Origin of the sequence: Staphylococcus sp. FSL H8-0121, from assembly GCF_038008425.1 — a bacterium.
Lineage (GTDB): Bacteria > Bacillota > Bacilli > Staphylococcales > Staphylococcaceae > Staphylococcus > Staphylococcus pasteuri.
The window spans coordinates 386,031-412,088 of the sequence record NZ_JBBOZB010000001.1 but is presented as its reverse complement, the minus strand read 5'-3'; the positions used below and the strand labels follow the sequence as shown (position 1 = coordinate 412,088).

The 26,058-nt window shown below is 33.4% G+C and carries 2 pseudogenes; both read right to left on the bottom strand.

Features of this window, described 5'->3' with window-relative positions:
• Positions 1–58: 58 nt before the first annotated feature.
• Positions 59–2,818 (bottom strand): annotated as a pseudogene (locus tag LFT63_RS12630) (DUF1542 domain-containing protein); the annotation flags it as partial.
• Positions 2,819–2,836: 18 nt separating this feature from the next.
• Positions 2,837–25,732 (bottom strand): annotated as a pseudogene (ebh, locus tag LFT63_RS01995) (hyperosmolarity resistance protein Ebh); the annotation flags it as partial.
• Between the last annotated feature and the right edge of the window lie 326 nt (positions 25,733–26,058).

Below are 26,058 nucleotides of genomic sequence, written 5' to 3'. Positions count from 1 at the left end.
GATGAATATTCAATCGGTGCTCCTTCTATTTGAAGAATTAGGATAAATTTATTGAGTTTTATTTTTTACGTTTTGAAGATTTTTTATTATTCTTTTTCTTCTTTTTTGAGTTTGTGACTTTTTTGTTATTAGATGTTGATTTACCTTTTGCTTTATTTTCATTATCTTTACGATTTTGTTTCTTTTTAGCAATTAATATAGGTGCATCTTTATCATTACCTTTAAGCTTTTTCTCTTTTGATGAATTTGAAGATTGTTTGTTAGTTTCTGTTTCATCTTTTTTCTGTTTAGCTAATAACAATGGTTCATGGTCATTATCACTCAATAAATGTTTTTTTTCATCTTTAATAGTATCTTTATGATTCAACATTTCATCTTCTTCTTCTTTTCTACGGCGTTTTGCCATTACAAACCAGAAACTAGCTAATAATCCAGAAATACCTACAAATCCTAGTGTCTTTTTAAGTACATTAGCAATTGAATCTGTCACACTATGTGTATTTTGATGATTGTTATTTTTATCTTTGTTTTGTTTAGATTTATCGCTAGGTATGCTGCCATTTAATTTTTCTTTAGTTCCATTTCCGAAGATAGTAGTAGCATTAGTTTGATTAGCTCTAACTACTCTAGTTAAATCGAAAGGTCTATTTAAAGTATTGTTGAATTGATTTCTGTTTCTGCCAATATTTGTATTGATTTGAACAGCTAAGATACGATTAATACCATCTCTCAATGCATCATCCACTTCTTGTGGTGTGTGAGCATTTTTGATTCTTCTAATCGTGTCATTAACTATGCTATTAATTCTATTTAAAGCATCTTGTTTTTGACTTGCAGTACCAAATCTACTGTTTCTTATGTCATTAGCTTTTTGTGTTGATATTTTATTGATATTTTTAATAGCATCGTCTTTACGTTTCACTAAATCTTTAATTGGATTTACAGAAATAATCTGAGATATAAACTTATGTTGTTGTTTAGTTATATCTTCAAGTGATTTTGAATTATCAATATCTTTAAGCGCTTGATCTTTTATACGATTCACTTCGTCTTTAGCAGCAGCTTTTTGTTCTGGCGTTAAGTCAGGATTATTATCAATTTCTTTAAGTTTGTTATTAGCTGCGTCTTCGATAGCTTGTTTGGCTTTATCTTTCGCTTGATCAATCGTAAATTGATTTGGATCAAACTGATTGATTGTATCTTGTGCTTTAGACTTAGTTTCATCAATGCCGTTTATATCTTTCGCATTATCAATATCTTTAAGCGCTTGATCTTTTAGACGATTCACTTCGTCTTTAGCAGCAGCTTTTTGTTCTGGCGTTAAGTCAGGATTATTATCAATTTCTTTAAGTTTATTGTTAGCTGCTTCTTCGATAGCTTGTTTCGCTTTGTCTTTCGCTTGATCAATCGTAAATTGATTTGGATCAAACTGATTGATAGTATCTTGAGCTTGAGATTTTGCTTCATCAATACCGTTTAAGTCTTTCGCGTTGTTAATATCTTTCAATGCTTGTTCTTTAAGGCGATTGACTTCGTCTTTAGCGGCAGTTTTTTGTTCTGGCGTTAAGTCAGGGTTATTATCAATTTCTTTGAGTTTGTTGTTGGCTGCTTCTTCGATAGCTTGTTTCGCTTTGTCTTTTGCTTGATCAATCGTGAATTGATTTGGATCAAATTTGCTGATAGTATCTTGCGCATTAGATTTCGCTTCCTCAATGCCAGTTAAGTCTTTCGCATTATCGATATCTTTAAGTGCTTGTTCTTTTAGACGATTGACTTCGTCTTTAGCAGCAGCTTTTTGTTCTGGCGTTAAGTCAGGGTTATTATCAATTTCTTTGAGTTTGTTGTTAGCTGCTTCTTCAATAGCTTGTTTCGCTTTGTCTTTTGCTTGATCAATCGTGAATTGATTTGGATCAAATTTGCTGATAGTATCTCGTGCTTGAGATTTCGCTTCATCAATACCGTTTAAGTCTTTCGCGTTGTCAATATCTTTCAATGCTTGTTCTTTTAGACGATTGACTTCGTCTTTAGCGGCAGCTTTTTGTTCTGGCGTTAAGTCAGGATTATTATCAATTTCTTTGATTTTAGCTGCAGCAGCATCTTTGATTTCGTTTTTAGCATCAACTTTAGCTGTGACATAGTTAGAAATATTATTAACAGCATCTTCTAGTTTTTGCTTAATTCGATCAATATCTTCTTTAGTCGTTGCATTATCAATATCATTATTACTTTGTTGTTTTAACTGATTCAATTGATTAATTAACTGTTGTTTTTCTGTATCCGTTAAATCAGGGTTATTTGTAATCTTAGTAATAAGGTCATTGATTTTTTGTTCAATATCATTTTTAGCATCGATTTTAGCTTTAGGTATTTCATTTGCATGAATCTCATCGATTGCTTTGTTGCCTGATTGTTGAACTTTATTGACTTGATCGTTACTAGTCGCATTATTAATATCATTAATAATTTGGTTAGCAATTTCTTTGGCTTTATTAATAGCGTCAGTCTTATCTTGCTCAGTAGCGTTTGATGCATTAATTTCTTTCAATTTATCTGCTAAAGCTTTATTAACTTCTTGGATGGCATCATTTTTAGCTTCTTGTAATCTCTCTTCACCATTTAATTGGTTAATTGCTTCTTTAATTGATTCTATCATTCCACGAACATCGTTAACATCTGTACCTTTATTGTTGTTTCCATCTAGCATTTGTTGTGCAATTGATTTAACTTCATTTAAATTATCTTTTGCACTTTGATCGGCGTTTTGGAAGTCGATGCTATTTTCACTGTTTGGAATAGTATTTTCAACGAGATCTCTAAGTTCAGCCATTGCATCATTTAAATCTATTTGATTATTGATAATGTCATTTATAGTATCTAAATCATTAGCTTTCTTGATTGCTTCATGTGCTGCCACTTTTTGTGGTTGGTTAAGTTGATCTAAACTATCTATAAATTTATCAGCTTTTGATTTAGCATTTGTAACTTTAAGGTCACCATTTAATGCATTTTCTGCATCTATGATAGCTTGTTTTAATGCTTCCACTTCAGTATTTGTTAATGCATTTCCACTATCTTTATTTAATACATTTTGTGCGTTAGTGATAGCTTTATTGAATTGGGCTTTTAAATCATCATCGGCATTTATAAAGTTTGAGCTAGATTTTATTGGTAGTTCATTATTTTGAACGTATTGTTTTAAAGCATTCATCGCTTGGTCTACTGCTGTTGCTTTATTAATAGCTCGAGTCACTTTATTTAATGTATCAGCATTATCGATTTGTAATGTAGCTAATTGCTTTTGAGCGTTATTAATGTTAGTTAATTGGTCTAATGTTTCTAACGCTTTAGTTTTCGCATCACTAAGTCTTTGATCACCATTTAGTGCATCTTTTGTAGTTGAAATAGCCTCAATTAATTGTTGAATTTGATCTTTAGGTAAGTTTTGACCATTTGCTTTATCAACTGCATCTTTAGCGTTAGTAATTGCTTGGTCGAAGTCTCGTTTTAATTGAGCTTCAGCATTAATGTAATTACCGCTATTTTTAGTTGATGCTTCATTATTAGTGATAGTTTGTTGAAGCTGATTCATGACTGTATTTAATGATGTAGCTTCATCAACAATTTGTTGAATTTCATTTAAGTCATTTGATTGATTAACTCTTTCAACTAAAGATTGATGTTGTGAATCATTAATAGCATTGAGTTGATCGATAGCTTGGTTAGCTTGAGTTTTCGCTTCAGCTACTCTTTCATCACCGTTTAATGCTTGTTTAGTTTGTTGTATGTCCTGATAAGCTTGTTCAACTTGTTGTTGCGATGCATTTTCTGTAAGTAATTGTTGAGCATGTGTTATTGCTTGTTGATATGCTTGTTGTTTATCGTTATCTGCTTGGCTGTAATCAACTGAATTTTCAACATTAGTATGATCATTAACTGCATCTTGTAATTGTTGCATTGCTGTATTTAATTGAGTTGCTTGTTCAACTATTTGAGCAATTGGTTGAAGTTGAGTAGCATTATCAATATTTTGTTTAATAGCAGTTTGTTGTTCGTTATTAAGATGTGTTAATTGATCGATGTCTGTTTTAGCTTGTGCTTTAGCATCTGCAACACGTTGATCACCATTTAAATCATTTGCAGTTTGTTGAAGTTGTGTTAAAGCTTGTTCAACTTCAGTTTGATTAGCATTTGTACCTTGTGCTGGGTTAACGATATTTTCAGCATTACTTATTGCTTGATTTAATGCATCTTGTTTATCTATTGAAGCTTCAGTGTAATTAGGTTCAGCTTTATCAGTATTAATTTGATTCAATTGATCTTTTAATGATTTCATCGCTTGATCAAGTTGAGTTGCTGTTTGAACCAATTGTGCTACTTCTGTTCTTGTTGTAGCACCAGCAATTGCATCTTTAGCAGCTTGTTGTTGCGCATGATTTAAATGATCTAAACTATCAACAGTAGTTGTTGCTTGCTGTTGGTCTTGTTCAAGTTTTTGATCACCATGAAGATTGTCTTTAGCATTGATAACCTCTTGGATTTTTTGTTCAATTTGGTTTGTATCCATTGTTGGATTTGAAGTTTGATTGATTAAATCTTTGGCATTAGTTACTGCTTCAGTATATGCATCTTTTTGTGCAGGATCTTCATTAATAAATTTACTACTTGCTTCAACTTGTGCTTGGTCATTAATGCTTGCTTTTAAATTGCCCATTGCTGTATTAAGGTCAGCAGCATTTACTAAGATTTGATTAATGTCATCTCTAGTTGTTGCTTGATTGATTTGTGTTTCAAGCGTTTGGCGTTGTGGTTGGTTAAGATCAGATGAGTTATTTAAGCTCTCTAAAGCTCGTTGTTTCGCTTGCTCAAGTTTTTGGTCACCATGTAAATTATCTTTGGCATTATTCACTGCTTGAGTTAGTTGGTCAACTTGAGTGATATCTAATGTAGGATTAGACGTTTGGTCAATCAAGTCTTGAGCATGTTGTACTGCTTGTGTATATGCGTCTTTTTGTGCAGGATCTTCATTAATAAATTTGCTACTCGCTTCAGTTTGAGCTTGGTCTTTAATACTTACTTTTAGATTTTCCATTGCTAAATCAAGTGCTTGAGCATGATTGATAATTTGTGCAACTTCATCTCTAGTTGATGCACCATTAATTTGATTTTGTAGCGTATCACGTTGAGCAGTATTAAGATTATTTAATTGATTTAGAGTTTCATTAGCATGTTGTTTATCATTAGCTAATTTTTGATCACCGTGTAAATCATCTTTAGCATTATTTACTGCTTGAGTTGCATGTTCAATCGCAGACTTATCTAGTATTGGATTTGAATCATTATTTATAATGTCTAAAGCAGGGTTAACTGCATCAGTATAAGCACCTTTTTGAGTAGGATCTTCGTTAATAAATTTACTGCTCGCTTCAACTTGTGCATGATCTTGAATACTATCTTTTAAAGCTTGCATTGCATTATTAAGTGCTTGTGCTTCTTCAAGTTTTTGTGCAACTTCATCACGAGTGGAAGCGTTGTTGATAGCATTTTCTATAGCTTGCTGTTGAGCAGGTGTTAAATGATCAAATTGATTTAATGATGTACCTGCATTTTGTTTATCTTCTTCTAATCTTTGAACTCCGTCTAATGCTTGTTTCGTATTATCGACAGCTTGAGTTGCTTGAGATACATCACCTTTATTAATTGTTGGGTTATTAGTTCCAGCAATGATATTTTCAGCATTTTGTAAAGCAGTGTCATAATCTTGTTGTTTGTTAGGTTCAGCATTAATATATTGACTGTTTGCATGAATATCATTTTTGTCAGCAATGCTTTGACGTAACGTATCCATTAATTGATCAAGTGCTTGTGCTTCGTTTAAGTCATTATTAACAGCTGTTCTTGTAGTTTCACTATCTATTAATGCATCTTCCATATGTTTTTGAGCATCATTTAAATGAGATAACTGACTAACTATTTGTTTGGCATGGTCTTTGTCGTTTTGTAATTTCACATCACCATGTAACGATTGCTTAGCATTGTTAACTGCTTCAGTAGCTTGATTAATAGTATTTCCATCTAACGTAGCAGTTTGTTCGTTGATGATATCTTGCGCATGTTGAACTGCTTGATCATAGTTTTGTTGTTCTGTTGGATCTTCATTAATGTAAATACTATTAGTTTTGACTGTTGCGTTATCTTTTATGCTTTCTCGTAAACCATGCATAGCTTGATTTAGTGTATTAGCATTTTGTTCAATTTGGTGAACATCAGTCACTAATGGTGCACCATTCACTTGTTGTATTAAAGCTTGTTTTTGTGGATCGTTTAAATCAACTAGTGCATTAATTGCTTGTTCAGCATTGACTTTTGCATCTTGTAAGTTTTGATCACCATTTAATGCTTGTAACGCATCTTGAACACGAGTAATTGCTTGCTCTACTTCTGTTTGTGATGCATTTTGACCCGTTTGTGGGTTAATGATACTTTCTGCATTCGCAATTGCATCAGTGTATGCTGTCTGTTTATCATTATCCGCATTTGTAAAGTTACCTTGCTGTTCAATGTCATTATGGTTAGCAATAGCTTGAATTAAATTACCCATTGCACTGTTTAAATCTTGTGCAGTTTGTAAGTGTTGATTCACTGTAGCAATGTCTGACGATTGAGTAATTTGAGCTTCTAAAGCTTGGACTTGAGTTTGATTTAAATGGCTCAATTGTCTAATTGTTTCAGTAGCTTGTTGTTTAGTGTTTGCAAGATTTTCGTCACCATCTAAAGCTACTTTAGTTGTGTTCACTTGAGATGTAGCTGAATTGATATCATTTGGATCCATGATTGGTGAAGTAGCTTCGTTAATGATATTATTTGCTGCATTTACTGCATTGTTATAGTCATTTTGACGTTCAGTTGTTGCATCATGATAGTCTTCAGAAGCTAATGTATCTTGGTTATCTGCAATACTGTTTCTCAATTGTTCCATAGCTTGGTCAAGCGCTTGAGCGTTTTGTTTTATTGTTGAAACATCTGTAACTAATGGTGCTTGGTTAATTTGAGTATTGTAATTTTGCTTTTGAGCATCGTTAAGATGTTGTAATTGATTAACAAACTGAGTAGCTTCTTGTTGAGATTGAGCTAAGTTTGTATTACCATTCAACGCTTGTTTCGCATTATTAACTGTATTTGTTAAACGTTCAACTGCATCTTGAAGTTCATTTGTGCCAGCATGTTGGTTTAATACATTTTCAGCATTAGCAACTGCTTGGTTATACGCTTCTTGATTTTGTTGATCAGCATTTAAATAATTACCATCAGTTAATGTTTGTGCATTATCATTAATTGATTGAGCTAATTGATTCATTGCTTGATCAAGATTTTGAGCAGTTTGCTTAACTTGATTTACTGTTGCAATATCTGGTGCTTGTTCAATTTGAGTTGTGAGTGCTTGTTTTTGAGCATCGTTTAAATGAGACATTGCATTAATTTCTGTATTGCCATTTTGCTTTTCAGTAGCAAGTTTTGCATCACCGTTTAACTCGTTATGTGTGTTATTAACTTGGTTCATCGTGTTCTCGATGTCACTAGCATTTAACGTCGGATTAGATGATTGATTAATAATAGCTTCTGCTTGGTTCACTGCATTCGTGTATGCTATTTGTTTGTCTGCATCAGCATCGTGATAATTTTCACTACCTAATACTTCATCTTTATTAGCAATGCTTTGTTTTAATTGATTCATTGCATTATTAACTTCTTGTGCAGTTTGTTTAATTTGGTTAACAGCATCAATTGATTGTGCTTGGTTAATTTGTTCAGCAAGTGCATCATGTTGTGGTTGATTTAAATCTTGTAATGTACCAAGTTGAGTTGTTGCTTCTTGCTTAGCTTGAGCTAAGTTTTCATTACCGTTAAGTTCGTCTTTAGCTTGATTAACATTTGTTAGTGCTTGATTAACATCTTCAACGTTTAATACAGCTGTTGGTGTGCCATCTACGATTTGTTGCGCTAGATTTGTAGCGTTGTCATAAGCAACTTGCTTACTGTTATCTGCTTGAGTGTAATCGATTGATTGCGGCACTTGACTGTTAGCTTGAAGTTGTTGTTTCAAATTACCCATTGCAGTATTTAAATCATTAGCAGTTTGTTTTACACGATCAACATCTGGAACTAAACCTGCTTGAGTTACTTGTTGTTTAAGCGCCTCTTTTTGAGGTGTGTTTAAATTAGATAATTGATCAATCATTGTTGTCGTATTTTGTTGTGCGGTTTGAAGATTTTGATCACCATTTAATTCGCCTTTAGTTTGAGTCACTTGTTGTAATGCTTGAGTTACTTCTTGTGGATTAACTATAGCATTTGGAGTTCCATTGATAATTTGTTGAGCATGATTTACTGCATCAGAATATGCTGATTGTTTATCTTGATCTGCATTTAAGTAATTACCATTTGTAATCACTTGGTCATGATTTGCAATACCTTGTTTTAAATCAGCCATTGCTTGATTTAAATCTTGCGTTGTTTGTTTAATACCATTGACTTTATCAACTGTAGTAGCTAAATCTACTTGTTGTTTTAACGCTTCTTTTTGAGCTTGGTTTAACTCACTTGCATTTTCAATAGCTTGAATTGCTTCATTTTTGGCATTTTGAACATTGTTATTACCATTTAATGCTTGTTTCGCATCAGTTAATTGTTGTAATGCTTGTTCAACTTCAGTTTGAGGTACATTGCCACCATTAGCTTTATCTAAGATATTTTCAGCATGTGCAATAGCAGCATCATATGCATCTTTCTTATCTTGATCAGCATCTGTGTAATTGATGTTGCCTAATATTTCTGTCTTATCTTGTAATCCATTAGATAAGGCTGTCATAGCATTATTTAAGTTTTCCACTACTTGTTTGATTTGGTTAACATGTTCGATATCTGGTGCTTGATCAATTTGATCAGTTAGAGCATGTTGTTGTGCACTATTTAAATGATCAAGTGTAGTTATCGTTGCTTTTGCATTTTGCTTTTCAGTTTCAAGATTTTCATTACCATTTAATGCTTGAGTCGTTTCTTGAACTTTCGTTAAAGCGTTAGTCACTTGAGTTGAATCCATTGTTGGACTAGCTGTTTGATTTAATAAATCTTGTGCAGCAGAGATAGCATCGTTAAATGCTGCTTGTTTATCTGGATCTGCATCGTGATAGTCTTCGCCTGCTAAAATATCGTCTTTGTTAGCGATACCTTGTTTCAAGTTTGTCATAGCTTCGTTAAGCTTTTCAGCAGCTGTTTGAATCGCATTTACATCTGGAACTGCTGTAGCTTGTGTGATTTGTTTATTATATTCATCACGTTGAGCTTGATTTAAGTTTGGTAATTGATCAATTGCATTTGTAACTGTTTGTTTAGCATTAGCTAAGTTTGTATTACCGTTTAATTCGTCTTTAGTTCGATTAACATGGTTAAGCGCATCAGTAATTTCACTTGGTGTTACAACTACATTTGGAGCTCCGTCAATTAACTGTTGAGCTTGAGTGACAGCATTGTTGTATGCAGTTTGATTATCAGTATCAGCATTTGTAAAGTTACCATCAGCTTTAGTTTGATCTTTATCTGCAATACTTTGTTTCAATTGTGTCATTGCATTATTTAAGTCTTGAGCAGTTTGTTTAATACCATTTGTTTCAGCAACAGTTGTAGCATTATTCACTTGACCTTTTAATACATCTTTTTGAGCTTGGTTTAAGTCACTCGCATTATTGATGAGTTCAGTTGCTTCGTCTTTAGCTTGTTGAACGTTTGCATCACCGTTTAATGCTTGTTTAGCATTGTTGATTTGTTGAATTGCTTGTTCAACTTCAGTTTGAGATACGTTACTGCCACTAGCTTTATCTAATATATTTTCAGCATTCGTAATAGCTTGATTGTAAGCAGCTTGCTTTTCAGGATCAGCATCAGTGAAGTTAACTTTTGATGTTGTTAAATCTTTATCGGCAATTGCTTGTTTTAAACCAGCCATAGCATTGTTTAGATTTTGAGCATTGTTTTTAATTTGATTTACTTCATCAACTGATGTTGCATGACTAATTTGCTCATTTAAAGCATGTTGTTGTGCATTATTTAAGTTATCAAGTCCACCTACTGTTTGATTAGCCTCTTGTTTTGCTTGGTTCAGATTATCATTACCATTCAATTCATTTTTAGCGTTTGTCACGTTAGTTGTGGCTTGATTAATAACAGTCGGATCTAATGATGGATTAGAAGTGTTATCAATAATATCTTTTGCACTATCAACTGCATTGTTATATGCCTCTTGTTTATTTGGTGACGCATCTAAGTAGTTTTGATCATTCTTAGTTGCTGTATTATCTGCAATACTTTGTTTTAAATGATTCATCGCTTGGTCAACGTCTTGAGCTTTTTGTAAATTAGCTTGAACTTCTGCTACATTCGATGAATTTCCAACTAATTGTTTAAGTGCTTCTTTTTGAGCATCAGTAACATTAGTTAATCCATCGATATTTGTTGTAGCTTGTTGTTTAGCGTTATTTAAGTTTTGAGTACCATTTAAATCATTCTTAGCTGAATTAACTTGGTTAGTTGCAGCTTCAACTTGTTCTTTAGTTAGATTTGTACCTTGTGTAGGGTTTAAAGTATTTTCAGCATTTGTCACTGCATTTGTATAATCAGTTTTCTTATTATTATCAGCATCTAAATAATTTTGACTATCTAACGTATTGTCTTTGTCAGCCAAGCTTTCTTTTAATTTAGTCATAGCTGTGTTTAAATCTTGAGCATCTTGTTTAATTTTCTCTACTTCAGCAACTGTTTGAGCTTGATTAATTTTTTGAGCTACATTTTCTCTTTGAGCATTATTTAAATTATCTAAACCATTTAATTCTTGAGATGCATTATTTTTAGCTTCATTGACTTTTTGCGTACCATTTAAAGCTTGTTTAGCAGTATTAATTGCTGACAATGCTGTTTCAACTTGTGCTTGGTTTGCATTAGAACCTGTTGTTGGGTTCGTAATACTTTCAGCACTTGTTATTGCGTTATTATAATCCTGTTGTTTAGATGGTTCTGCATCAGTGTAATTGACGCTTTGTTTAACATCTGTTTGGTCATTAACAGCATCAATCAATTGCCCCATTGCTTGATTAAGTGATGATGCAATAGAAGTAACTTGATTTACTGTTGCAATATTTTGAGCATCATTAATTTGGTTAGTAAAGTCTGTACGTTGTGCTTGATTTAAATGAGTAAGTTGATTTAAATCTTGTAATGCATTTTCTTTAGCACGAGTTAAGTTAGCGGCACCATTTAAACCAGTTTCTGCTGTTTTAATTTGTTGCATTGCTTGCGAAACGTTTGAAGGATTAAGTTCTGGTTGAGTAGTTTCACTAACAATACTTTCAGCATGGTTAATCGCATCGTTGTAAGCAGTTTGTCTATCATTATCAGCATCGACAAATGGTTGACTTGTTTTAACTGCTTGTTGATGGCTTATTTCTTGTCTTAAATCAGTCATCGCATTGTTAAGTGCATTTGCATTTGACTTGATATTAGCAACTTGATCAAGTTGTGTAGCACTGTTAATTTGGTTTGTAATACTTTGACGTTGTGCATCAGTGAGATCTGTTAAATGACTTAGTGCTTCTGTTGCTTCTTGTTTCGCATTTGTAAGATTTGTATTACCATTTAATTCATTTTCAGCACTGATTACATTTTGTGTAGCAGTATTGATGTCTGCTGGATTTGTAACAACATCTGGCGAACCGTTAATTAAGTTTTGTGCGTGTTGGTAAGCATCAGTATAGTTACCTTGTTTCTCAGCACTTGCATTAGTGTAATTACCATCAGTAACAATTGTATTATGGTCAGCTACAGCTTGTTGTAATTGATCCATTGCAGTGTCTAATGCATTAGCATTATTTTGAAGGTCAGTAACAGCTACTACATTTTGAGCTTGGTTAACTTGCTCTTTTAGTGCATTTTTCTGTGGTGTATTCAAATGTGCTAAGTTTTCAATTGCTTGTGTTGCATCATTTTTAGCTATTTGTAAGTTTTGAATACCATTTAATTCACTAGCAGTTTGAGTAACGTTTTGAATTGCTTGTTCAACTGCGTTTTGATCAGCATTTGTGCCACTCGTTTTGTCTAAAATACTTTCGGCATTTGCTACTGCTCCAGTATATGCATTTTTCTTATCTGTATTAGCATCTAAGTAGTTTTGACTGTTTAAAGTTTCGTCTTTATTCGCGATAGCTTGTTGTAATTGTTGCATAGCTGAATTTAAGTTCTGAGCAGTTGTTTTAACTTGGTTAACGCCATCAACTGTAGAGGCACTATTAATTTCGTTAGTTAAATGTGCCTTTTGTGCATCGTTTAATTGATTTAGTGTACCTAAGTTATTCAGTGCATCAGCTTTCGCTTCACGAACTTTAGCATCACCATTTAAATTGTCTTTAGCTGTAGACACTTTATTAGTTACCGCTTCAACTTGTTCTTTATTTAAGTTACCACCGTGTGCATTATCTAAAATACTTTCCGCTTCAGTAACTGCATTTGTATAAGCGTCTTGGTTAGTTGAGTCAGCATCAGTAAAGTTAACACTATTTTTCACTGTAGTTTGATCATTAATACTATTTTGTAATTCGCCCATCGCAGTATTTAATTCATTAGCTGTATTTTGTGCTTGAGCGACTTGTGCAAGTGTAGTTGCATTAGTAATTTGTTCAGTTGCTACATTTGTTTGTGCAGTGTTCAAGTGATTATAAGTTGCTAATGCTTGTTTAGCAGCTTCTTTAGCTTGAGCAACTTTTTCTTCACCGTTTAATGCATTTTTAGCAGTTGTAACTTGATTTAATGCTGCTTGAACTTGAGTAATGTCTGCATTTGTACCTTGACCTTTATTTAGAATTGCATTAGCTTGAGTAACCGCATTTGTATATTCTTGTTGGTTAGCTTGATCAGCATCAGTATAATCAACGCTTTGTATTACATCATTATTATCGTTAATACCTTGTTGTAACTCAGCCATAGCTTGGTTTAACTGTGTTGCAGTATTAGATACTTGCTCGACGTTAGCAACTGTTGGTGCATTGTCGATTTGAGTCGTTAACGCTGCTTTTTGAGCATTGTTAAGTGATGTAAGTTGTTCTAATGCATTTTTAGCATTTGTCTTAGCTATTTCAACATTTCGGTCACCATTTAATGCCTGTTTAGCACGTTGAACATTTTGAATTGCTGTTTGAACATCAACTTGTGATGTATTCGCGCCATGTTCTTTATCTAAAATACGTTCTGCTTCAGCTACTGCATTATTGTATGCTTCTTGATTAGCTTGGTCAGCATTAGTGTAGTTAACCTGTTGTTTAGTAGATTCTTGATCTTGAATCGCTTGAGCTAATTCTCCCATAGCATTATTCAGTTGAGTCGCATCATTTTGAATAGTAGTTACATCATTCACATGAGATGCGCTATTAATTTGATTAGTAATACTTTCTTTTTGCGCATTTGTTAAATGAGATAACGTGTTTAAGTTTGCTTTCGCATTGTTTTGAGCATTTACAAGATTTTGAGCACCATTCAATGCACCTTCTGCATTTGTCACTTGTGTTGCTGCTTGAGTAATTGTATTTGGATCCATTGTTGGTGTTCCAGTTTCATTAATAATGTTGTTCGCATTATTAACTTGAGCGTCGTATGCCTGTTGCAAGTCTTGGTTTGCATCAGTATAGTTTTGACTTGATTTAACTGTTTGTTCATTGGCAACACTATCTCTTAATGTTCTCATTGCATCATTAAGTGTTTGTGCATTGGTTTTAACTGTTTGAACATTAGGTAATGTTTGAGCATTTTGAACTTGTTCTTTTAGATTTGCTTTTTGAACATTATTCAATTGTGCTAATCCGTCAATCGTGTTGTTAGCATTTTCTTTTGCGACACGTAAATTATTATCACCATTTAACGCATTATAAGCATTTGTTACTGAAGTTGTAGCATTATCGATATCTGTTGGTACAAGAACAACATTATTTGTACCATTGATAATAGATTCTGCATTAGCAACTTGAGTGTCATATGCATTACGTTTATCGTTATCTGCATTGATATAATTTCCGTTTGTTAAAGTTTCTGCTTTGTTAGCAATCGATTGTCTTAAGTTACCCATTGATGTATTAAGTGTTGTTGCTAATTGCTTAACGCCATTTACATCAGCAACACGATTACCACTAGTAACTTGAGCTTTTAAAGCGTCTTTTTGAGCAGTATTTAAGTTAGTGCTTTGATCAATTGTATTGATTGCACTTTGTTTAGCTTGATCTAAGTTTTGTTGACCATTTAATGCTTGTTGTGCTTGGTTAATTTGGTTAACTAAAGTATCTACATCTGATTTAGAAGTATTAGGTCCAGTCGCTTTGTTTACAGTTGATTCAGCAGTTACAAGATACATATCATAATTTGATTGATTTTGTGAATCTGCATCTAAATAGTTTTGACTATTTTGAACATTATTTTTATCATCAACTAATGTTTGTAATTGTCCCATTGATGTATTTAATGCATCAGCATTTTGTTTTACTTGTTCAACGCCAGCAAGATTAGTTGCTTGGTTGAAATCATTTTCTAATGCGTTATGTTGAGCAGTAGTTAAATGATTTAATGTACCTAAATGTTGAATAGCTGCTGTTTTAGCATCATTAATTTTATGATCACCATTCAATTCATTTTGTGCATTAGTAATTCTTTGTAATGCTGTTTCTACATCATTTTGTGGTGTGTTAGGACCTGCATCTTTATTTAAAATCGCTTTGGCAGCTGCAATCGCTTCATCGTATGCTGTTTGTTTATTAGTATCTGCATCAGTGTAATTTTCTGTTGCTTTTACTTGATTTTCATTATTAACAGCATCTTGTAAGTTATTCATTGTAGTGTCTAAACTTTGAGCAACTTGTTTTGCTTGTTCAACTTGGCTAATATTTTGAGCATTAGTGATTTGAGTATTTAAGTTATCTTTTTGTTGGTTAGTAATATGAGATAACGTATCTAAATACTGTTGTGCATTTTGTTTAGCAGCTGATAAGTTTTCGTCACCGTTTAAATCGCCTTTAGCATGAAGCACTTGTTGAGCTTTCGCATTAATTGTATCAGCACTCATCTCTGGATTAGTTGAAGCATTGATGATGTCTTCAGCTGAAGTTACTGCGTTATTATATGAATTTTGATTATCAGGTGATGCATCGTTATAATCTTCACTATTTCTTACAGTATTTTGGTCAGCAATGCTTTGTCTTAATGTATCCATCGCGTGGTCTAACGTATTCGCATTACCTTGGATACTTTGAACATCTGCCACTGTTGTACTGTTATTAATTTGAGTTGTTAAATGATCTTTTTGAGCATCAGTTAAATGAGTTAATTGTGATAATGCTTGTTTAGCAGTTTGTTGTGCTTGTTCTAAATTACGGTTACCGTTTAATTCGCTCTTAGCTGTATTCACTTTAGCAATAGCTGCGTTAACTTGGTCTTGAGTTTTATTAGGACCGTTTTTAGCTAGGATTGCTTTAGCTTCATTAACTGCTGTTGTGTAGTTAGTTTGTTTATCAGATGATGCATCTTGATAATTTTGACTATTTAACGTGTCATTTTCGCTGTTAATTGCATCTTGTAAGTTACTCATTGCAGTATTTAAATCGTTGGCATTTTGTTTCACTGAATTAACGTTAGCAATATTAGTTGCATCATTAATTTTAGAAGCGATATTTGCTTTTTGAGCATTATTTAAATGAGATAGTGTATTCAACTCATTGTTTGCTTGTTGTTTTGCTTGTTCAAGCTTTTCTTAACCATTTAATGCATCTTTTGTTGAAGTAACTTGATTTATCGCTTGGTTAATTGCATCAACAGTCATTGTTGGTTGCGTAGTTTCACTAATGATTTGTTTAGCATTTGAAACTGCTTGATTGTAGTTATTTTGCTTTTCATTATCTGCATCTAAGTAATCTTCGCCACGTTTCACTGTATCGTTATTAGCGATAGCATTTTGTAAGTTATCCATTGCCGTATCTAAATTAGACGCAAGTTGTTTCACTGCATTAACAGAATCAACTTGATGTGCATCGTTGATTTGTGACAGTAACTGTTGACGTTGAGCGTCATTTAAATGCGTTAATTGAGCAAGTGCTGTTTGAGCTTCTTGTTTTGCATGATTTAGGTTATCAGAACCATTTAATGCAGTTTCAGCATGTGATACTTGTTGTAATGCGTTAGTTACATCATTAGGTATTAACGTTGGATTTTGAGCGTTGCCATTAATGATTGTATTTGCTTGATTATAAGCAGTGTCATAAGCATTTTTCTTATTAGTATCTGCATTGACATAGTTGTCGTCTTGAACTAATTGATCGTGGTTAGCGACACCTTGTTTTAAATTGGCCATAGCTGTATCTAGAGCAGTCGCATTTTGTTTAATATCATTAGCTGCTTGTACATTTTGAGCTTGCGTTACTTGTTGTGTTAAAGCGTTCTTTTGCGCTTGATTTAAGTCATTAGCGTTAGTAATTGTATCAATCGCTTCTTGTTTAGCACGTTGTAAGTTTTGCTCTCCGTCTAAGGCAACTTTAGTTGAATTAACAGCATTTGCTTTTTGATTAACTGTGTCAGGAGACATTGTTGGACTATTTTGTTCTCCAATAATGTCTTTCGCTGCATTTACTGCATTATCATAATTTGTTCTGTTAGATGATGTTGCATCAGTATAGTTAATACCAGTTTTGATTGAATCATTATCATTAATGCTCTCTCGTAATGATGTCATAGCAGTATTTAATGCATTAATGCTATTTCGAATTGTTTCAAGACCTGCATGATTTGATGCATCATTAATTTGCTCTCTAAAGTTATCTTGTTGAGCTTGGTTAAGACTTGTTGCATGTTGTAATGCTTCTAAAGTTGGTTGACGATCTAATGTTAAACCAGCTCTTGCTTGATCTAACTCAGATTGAGCGTTAGTTGCTTGAGTCACTTTATCATTGATAGTTTGAACTGATGGTTGGCCAGCAAGTTGTTGATTCACTGCATTTAAAGTTTGACGTGCTGCTTCTAATTTTTCGTTATATGCATTTAGTGAAGCGGTTGTCATACCAACAGTATCTGTTGGTTGATTAATACTTTGCTCTAACGCTTGTTTAGCCGCTTCTAGTGGTGCTTTATCTGGCGTTAGATTTGTTCTAGCTTGATCTAATTCAGATTTAACACTATTAGTTTGGGTTGTATTTGTATTGATGTCGTCAACTGAAGGATTGCCATCTAATACTTGAGTAATAGCATTTAGTTTTTCTTTCGCTGCAGAAAGTTTTGTATTAAATGCACTCACCGAATCTTGAGTCATACCTGTTGTACTTGTGCTTTCAGCTTGAGTGATGCTTTGTTGTAACTCATTTTTCGCATTTTCTAATGGCACTTCATCTACAGTTAAACCATCACGTGCAGTATCAAGCGCAGATTTAGCGTTATTAGCTTGAGTCACATTTTCTCTAATTGTTGCTACATCTGGATTACCTTGAAGTACTTGAGTAATAGCTTCTAAAGCTTGTTGTGCAGCATTGCGTTTTTCATTAAAGTTAGCGACAGAATCCGCAGTCATACCAGTTGTGCTTGTCGAACGGTTAATATCATTTTCTAACTCATTTTTCGCTGCTTCTAACGGTGCTTTATCTGGCGTTAAGTTAGTAATAGCTTGTTTTAAGTTATTGTATTGAGTTTCAACTTTAGCTTTTTCAGCTGCGATGTCTTGGTCAGTTGCATCTCCATTATCAATGACTTGTTGTGCGTTATTTGATTCAGCTTGAGCCGTTTGTTTAGCTGTTTGGTAAGCATTGATTGATTCTTGAGTCATACCATCTGTTGATACAGATTTATTTATTTCCTCATCAAGTTTTGCTTTCGCTGCTTTTAATTCACTGTTATCTGCTAAAGGTTGTAATTGATCGATAGCTTGAGTGATTTGTTCATTGACTCTATTTACTGCTGTTAATGCATCTTGTACTTCTTGTACAGTGCGAATTGGTTTATTAATGATGGCATTCGCTTTGTTACGAGCACTAGTTAAATCACTATTAAGTGCTTGCATTGCTTGGTTGTAAGCTGTAATACTAGCTGGTTTCTTATCAGTAGTTGAACCAGTTCTATTAAGCTGTTGTACTGCTTGTTGTAATGCAGTAGTATCAGCAGTTAAATTAGCTTTTGCTTCGTTAAGTTCAGTTAATGCAAGTTCTATGCTTGCTTTTTCATCAGCAATTTCTTGTTCAGTGGCATCACCATTATCAATCACCTGTTGTGCATTAGTAATAGTTACTTGAGCCACTTGTTGCTTCGTATTGTAATTATCAATACTTTGTTGAGTCATACCGTCTGTTGAAGGTACTTGATCAACAGCTGCTTGTAAGTTGTTTTTCGCTGTTACTAGTTCACTATTATCAGCTTTATCTTGTAATAATGCTTTTGCTTGATCAATTTTCGTTTGAGCTGCTTGTACTTTTGTTAAAGTAGCACTAACTTGTTGAGGTGACGCAAATTGATCTTGAATGACTTGATTTGCTTCAGCTTTAGCAGCATTGATTTGTTGCTCGGCAGCTGTCATTGCTTGGTTATATTGATTAATACTTGATGGTGTTTTACCGTCAGTACTAATTGCATCATCTAAATGAGCATTAGCAGTAATTAACTCACGTTTATCTGATTTCGTAAAGATTGTTTCAGTTACTTCTTCAGTACTACCATCGTTATAAGTAATGATGACAGGAATTGTTGTTGTGCTACCGCCAGCTAAGCTTGTAGGCATATTTGTACCTTGTTTAATTGCTGCATTTCGTTTGTTATTAACATGTACAGCATTGTTAATTTCGTCAGCAGTAATATTGTCGCCGAATTCTTTAATAATTTGATCCGTTGTTACTGTGTGCTCTGATGGTGATGTTAATGTTCTAGAATTAGAACTTGCTGCATTACCAGAGCCTGCTTTAGCAACCGCAGTTACTTCTGAGTTAGGTTTAATTGAATTAGCATTAAACGTTACTTTACCAGTTGCACTGTCTAACGTAATGTAACTTGGTTGATCAGCGATAGACCACTTGCCATTTGCGCCTTTAACAACATGTAATATTTTATTTTGTTCAGCACTATTAGCAATTTTCTCAGTGTAAGAAATGTCAACAGCATTTGTTGGGTTAACTAAATTGCCTGTTGGGTTATTAGGTGTAATGTCTAATTGACCATTGTCCCATGCAGTAGATAAAACTTGATTTGGTTGTGGTGCTACAACTGTGAATTCATCACTTGGTTGTTCAGCACTTGTTAATTCTCCACTACCTTGAGTTGTGATAACTTGAATTGTATCAGCTGGGTTAAATGTTCCTGCTGTAACAGTAATTCCATTAGCAGTACCTACGATTCCTGCTACAGTATGAGCAGATTGCTCCTTAGTCCAAGGGCTTCTATTATTATTTCTACTAAATGAAGTAATTACATTTCCATTACGTTTAATTACTAATCTATCGGCATAAGTTGTAACATTACCAGAACTTGTATTAATACGTTGATCATTACCTGGTGCAATTGTTAATACACCCTGAGCTGTTTCACTGATAGTTGGTTTAGTTGGTTGAACATTTTTAACAATAAATTTAGCTGGTTGAGATGTCGCAAATGTTCGACCATTGTATAAAACATCATATGTAGCATTTACTACTTTAGCTGCATTTGGTTTGTTCATAGCTGACCAGCTTGCATTATTAGTACCAGTTGCAGTTTTGTTCCAATGATATGTGAATCCGTCAGTAGGTAGGCCATCACCATTTTCATTATGAGCATATTGAGAAGCATCAATGCCTGACGCAAATGTTGTACCTATTGTTGTTGTATATTCACTTTGAGGGAAATCAAATTGATATACATACACTTTTACAGGTACTTGCACTGGTGTAGGTATACCAGGATAATTTACGTTAATTTTTAAGTTTTGTACGCCTGCAGTATTAGAAGTTGGTGCAGAATTATTAGCCCATTCAGCAGTAATTCCTGTTGTATTTTGATTTGGTTCAAAAATTATATAATTAATAGCTTGAGTGCCGTGAGTAAGATTTGTACCCTTTTTATCACGAGCAGGACTAATTGCGACTGCTGATGGATAAATTTTGACTGGTATATCAACAGTTCTAGTGCCTTGATCGTTTGGTAATGTGACTGTAACTGTTTTAGTAAATGAGCCTACATTATTTTTCCAATTATCAGGATTATCTTGCCATGTAGCTGTTGTGCCACTTGGTACATTCTTAATAAAACGTTCTGCATGATCAAAATCAAAGTTATTTCCACCTTTAACTAATACTGCTCCTTCGTCAATGGCTTGTAATTGTGTTGTTACTCGAACACTATCACTATCTAACGAATCTACAGTTTCAGAATGTCTTTCATTTGTAACTTGGCCACGATCATTTATAGATGTGTAAGAAAGATTACCTTCTGACAACGTTGCAGTAGCTTTAATTTCACCATCAGGTAATGCATCAGTGACAGTAACAACTAGTGTACGATTGTCGCCAATTTGTGGGTTTGTAATTGTTAATGGTGTGCCATCTGCTTTAAATAATTGGACTGTTGAATTTGGTAATACATTAGATAACTTAACCTCTTGATTTGTTAATCCAGCTTTGTAACTTACAGAATTTGCATCAATAATTGGTGGGTCTGGACGTACTTTAGATAAGAATCTAACATTTTCAGTTTGACCATTAGCATAAGTTACACGTACTAGTCTAGTTTGGAATCCTATTTGACGTGTATTTGGTCCTAAGCCATTATTGCCAATAAACTCAAATCTCATATTTTCAGGTTGGTTAGACCATGAGTTATTAATAGGTTTTAAAAATTCTTTAGGGTTGTTGACGTCAGTAATATCAGGGAATGTTCCCAATTTAGGTGCAACAAATACTTGTTTAGGCACAGTCTTTACAACCATATACGATGATTCTTTTTCAATTGGTGAAGTTTCACCATCAAATAAAATATTAGCTCTAACTGTGATGCTTTCACCTATTTGAGCATTATTTTTATTAGGTGTGTTATTTGGTAACCATGTGATTGTCGCATCAGGTACAGGGTCTCCATTATCTAATGTGAAGAAATCACTTGGAGCTGATCCTTTACCACTAACAAAATTTTGACCTTGTATTGTAAATTTTGGTGAAGCAATCACATTATAAAGAATGTGCTTGACTGGTACGGTTACAGTTGATGAAGTTCCATCTGTATAAGTTACTGTAACAGTTACATCAGCATTATTACCGCGTCTACGAACATTACTTACAGTTTTACTTTGAACTTCATTTGTTGATGCTGTGGCATAACTTCTATTAGGTACTATTTCTGTCAAAGTAACTGAGTTTGTAATAGCTTCTTGGTCCTCTTGTGAAATACTCGCATTATTGCTAATATTAGCGATTCTGACTGGATTTTGAGCTGTAGAAGTTGTTGAAACACGATATTTATCTTTTAATGGTTTGATTGCTATATTGAATGAATGTTCAGTACTATTACCGCTTGTGTCTGTTGCAATTAAGTTAATTGTTTTAGACGTTGAACTAGTTACATTCGGTATTGTAAACGACGCTTGTTGATTATTATTTGATACATTCCCCGTTAATTGCGAGGTAGGTGCAACTGTAACATCTTGCAATGCATAATTATCATTAGCAGTAATATGATTTGTATATGTTTCCCCAGAATAAACTTGCTGATTATTTGAATTTTCAACTGAAATCGTTGGATTAACTTTATCACTTGGAACAAAGTACACATTAATAGTGTCAGTTGTACGATCCATGTTTGAACGTAAATATTCAATATAAGGTTTAGGACCTGTAGGTGATAAATATAATTGAGCTCGATAAATCGAATGATGTGCATTGCTAATTGTATTGTTTTTAATAACTTTATCAATAGTAAATGCACCTGCACCATTAATAGCTGGTTTGTCTACATTCACTAATGTTGAATTTTGACTATTGTTACTCAAATTAGAATAAGTAATTGTTTGTCCACCGATACCGGTATTAGTTGTTACAATATCAAGTACTTGAATAACTTGGCCATCGAGTGTATATAAACTTTGACCATCTGTCTTTGGTGTAGATAAAGAGTATCCTGTTGTATTAGATGCTCTTCTACCAGCTTCTGCAGCTTCTTTTTCAGTACCGACAATGTTAGTTCTTAAACCTGGAATATTAGTATTAGCAACTAATAAGTTTAATACTTCATTTGTATTAAAATCTTGGCCTAAAGTAGCGTCATATCTATAAATTAAAGATTTATGATCAGGTGTCCATTCAAGTCCCCCATCAGTTGGTCTATTTGCTATCTTAGGATTAGTCCAACTGACTTGGTAATCATTTGGAAAGTCAACCCAACGAAGGAATGACATATTATTCAAATTAGATGTAAATGTCTTAACTAATCTATCTTTAGATACTGTCACAGTTACAGTACTTACACCTTGTCTAGCATCAGGGTTATTTACAGTGATGTCATTTTCTGTTAATGGAAGTACTTGACTATTAGCATTAATAAACGCTTGTTTAACGCGAGTAACTTCTTCATCAGTTAATTGATAATTTGATACTCTATATACCCTTTGATCATCTGTTGGTTGTTGAACATCTATAACTTTTAAAGTTAAAGTTAACGGTGCTTGAGTTTGATGATACGCATTAGCAGCTAGAACTTGATAGTCATATGTTCCTGCATCAAGACGTGAAATTTGTGATGCAGTAGGTAATGTATTATCCCCTGAAATATTGTAAAATGAATCATTTGGTAACGCAGATCCATCTTCTAGCGCAAAATATTGTTTTAAATCACCAATATTATATGATTGCCCTTTAGCGATAACAATTGTAGCTTGTTTTAAATTATCTCCACTAGCAAATGCTGTATTTCTAATAGGATTGTAAGTGATTATATCTGAAGCAGGCATGTTATCTGTAGACCCATCTAAATAAGTAAATCTAGCAGAACCATTTGAATTAACAACAATCTGATTTCTTTGAGCTAATTTATCTATTATAGTTGCATTTTTGCTTCGAAGCGCTTGTAATATTTTAAGTATATTTTCAAGATCTGTTACCGATCTTGGATCTGAAACTTTTATTTTTTCAGCATTATCTAGACCTATAGGATGAAAATCTTGACTCATTTCTCCAACATCTATTGATATTTGCTTACCTTGGCTTATGTTGTTTGCATTATCATTTGCTGTAATCGTAAAAGTGATGTGACTATTAAAAGCCTGATTGTTAGGTATTGTACCTGATATAGTTAAAATTCCTGTTCGTCCATCTGAATTTTTAACAAAGTTAGATGTCCATCCACTTGGTAAATTTGCAATATTAGTATTTTTTAGTCCGGAACCATATTGTTCGTCTGACACATTAACAGTAAAACTAACATGGTCTCCTCTATAATATTTATCTTTCTTATTTATAGGGTCACTAATTGTTGGCGGTGTAACATCTGGTAAGATTTCTACTTCATTGCCCCAATTAGATTTAACATTATCATTATAAAATACAATCGCCTTAATATTACCGCTTGTTGGGAGTGGGAATACAGTGTAATCATTCTTAGTAATTGTTACAGTACTGTGTTCTCCATCAGGTGTAGCAGTTGCTAAAATGTTGTAATTAACGGGAACGGTATTTGGATCATTTGTACCATTCCGACCTTTTGGACCAGTATTAATGAGATATACTAGTGCATTAGTGTCTAACGGTACATTTGAAATAACTACATTTGCTCTTGTTCCGCCTTTACCACGTAATTGCTCTGCAGTAGTGTCAATATGAGGAGGCGCTGGTTTTACTCTTATTTCAAATGTTTGTTCTTTTCTACCAAATCTTATTGTACTAAAATAATCACCTGGCTTAAGAGTTCCTACCAATTCAATATTTTTTTCATAATTTGTATTCACACGATCGACAGAATTTTCAATTCTAAGAGTATTTGGTAAACCGATTATAGACCAATCTTTATCAGTAAATGGTTCATTACTAACCAAATTAATACGTAATGGTTGATTATATACAGTTTTATTTCCAACTTGTGATGTACTATTTTGCATTTCACCAGGATTTACTGCAAATACAGGATGGTTTACTGCCTTAGATATTTGTTGTTCCCCTCTATCCAAAGTTTCGTTATTTGTATAGAAATTGATGATATTACGTAATGCAGGTTTGACTGTTAATTGAGCAGGCACTAATGTTTGTTTATTTTCATATCTATCTTTAACATCAAACCCAATCATTAATCTTATAGGTCGTCCTGTACGGCTATGTTCAGTTAAATTAGCTTCACTAAATATATCATGGATTTGGAATAAGTTTAATTGAACAGGATCTGAATTTCGCTTATGGTTATAATCCGAATCTGGATCGAAAAATCCTAAAACTGTATTACTTGGTGTTTTGACATAGCTTAAAGGATCACTTGCATAGTCAATAACATTAGAATTACTATCTAAAATATATTTAGTTACATTCCTTCCAACATTTGGATCGTATACAGTTTTAGTATTATCAATATGTAGTACTCTATTTATAGTTTGAGTTAAGCTACTAATTCTGTCTTGATATTGCTTATTTGGCTCTAAATAAAGTTGAGTATAGTTAGACATATTATTATATTCATAAGCACGTGCACCTGCTGCATAATATAATCTGTCAGTAGTTGGACCAACAGTTTTAAATTTAATTGTATAACTATTTTCCCCCTGTCCAATAAATGAATAGATTTTATTTAAACCTGGTATTTGATTTTGATCTCCACCATTTAAAAGAGTGAAATTTTTATAACCGTTAGATTTTGCTGTTTCACTTGCACCTGTTTGATTGAAATAGTCCCCTGCCCGTGCAAAGTCATCAAAACTACGGATTTGAATATCACTCATTTCATAAAAGGTATATCCATTTGGTGCACCCTGATTAAAAGAATTAGCTCTTCTACTATCAATTTGATCACCATTTCTCCAAAATTCAGGTAATGATTTATTTAAACCACCGCCTGCACCAGTGCTGCTAATTAAATTGCTTTGATTACGATCAACAATGTCAATTCTTGTTTCCCCAACAGGAGTTTGATTTTCAGGCAAGCCAAACCAAAATACCATTTTTGCATGTCTCGTATAAGCTCGGTTAAATTGAATTGTCCATTCATAACCATCACGTACTGGTTTAGCTGACATTAATACAAATTCTTTAGAATCAGCTGCATGTAATATATTCCAATGTTCACGTGCTGGAACTGTAGGGAAGTCATGACTAGATGCACTAATAAAAGTACCAACTGGATATCCTGAACCATCATTTGAATTTTCAACATAGTACTCTGATAATGCATTTTGATAATCAGAACCTACTCTTGGCTCTACAGAACGTTCTTCAATACGGTGATTACGTCGTACTTGAGCTTGTCTTTTAGGTAGAGTTTTAATAGTTGCAACAGCTTGTTCTAATTCTTTATATGCTAATTGCAATGTTTTATTGTCTAATTCATCATTACTTCCTAATAATAAATTAATTTTATCGAATGCTGCTTTTACTTGATTGAAAGCCGTTTTATCAGCTTTCTCTCTATCAACAAAGCGATAATCATGGTAATTTGCATCAAAAAATGCTTGTAAAGCATTTTTATCAATTTGTGAATGTTGAGCATTGTCATTGTTTATATCAATTTGACGATTGCTATCTTCAACATGTGCAGTTAATTTATTCTCAGCATGATTAAGTTGTTCATTTTGTAATGTGTTACCCTGCTCTAAATCAGATGAATTTGTAACTTCTTGATTCTTATTTACAGTATTTTCAGAATTTTGAATCGGTGCTTTAGAACTATTTTGTTCTGATTGATTAGATTTCTTTGAATTTGCTACTTTTGTAGACTCTTGACTTGAGTTATCGATAGAAGTTTCTACATTAGTATTTGCTTTATCGGTTGTCTGTGAAATTGTATTTGTTTCTT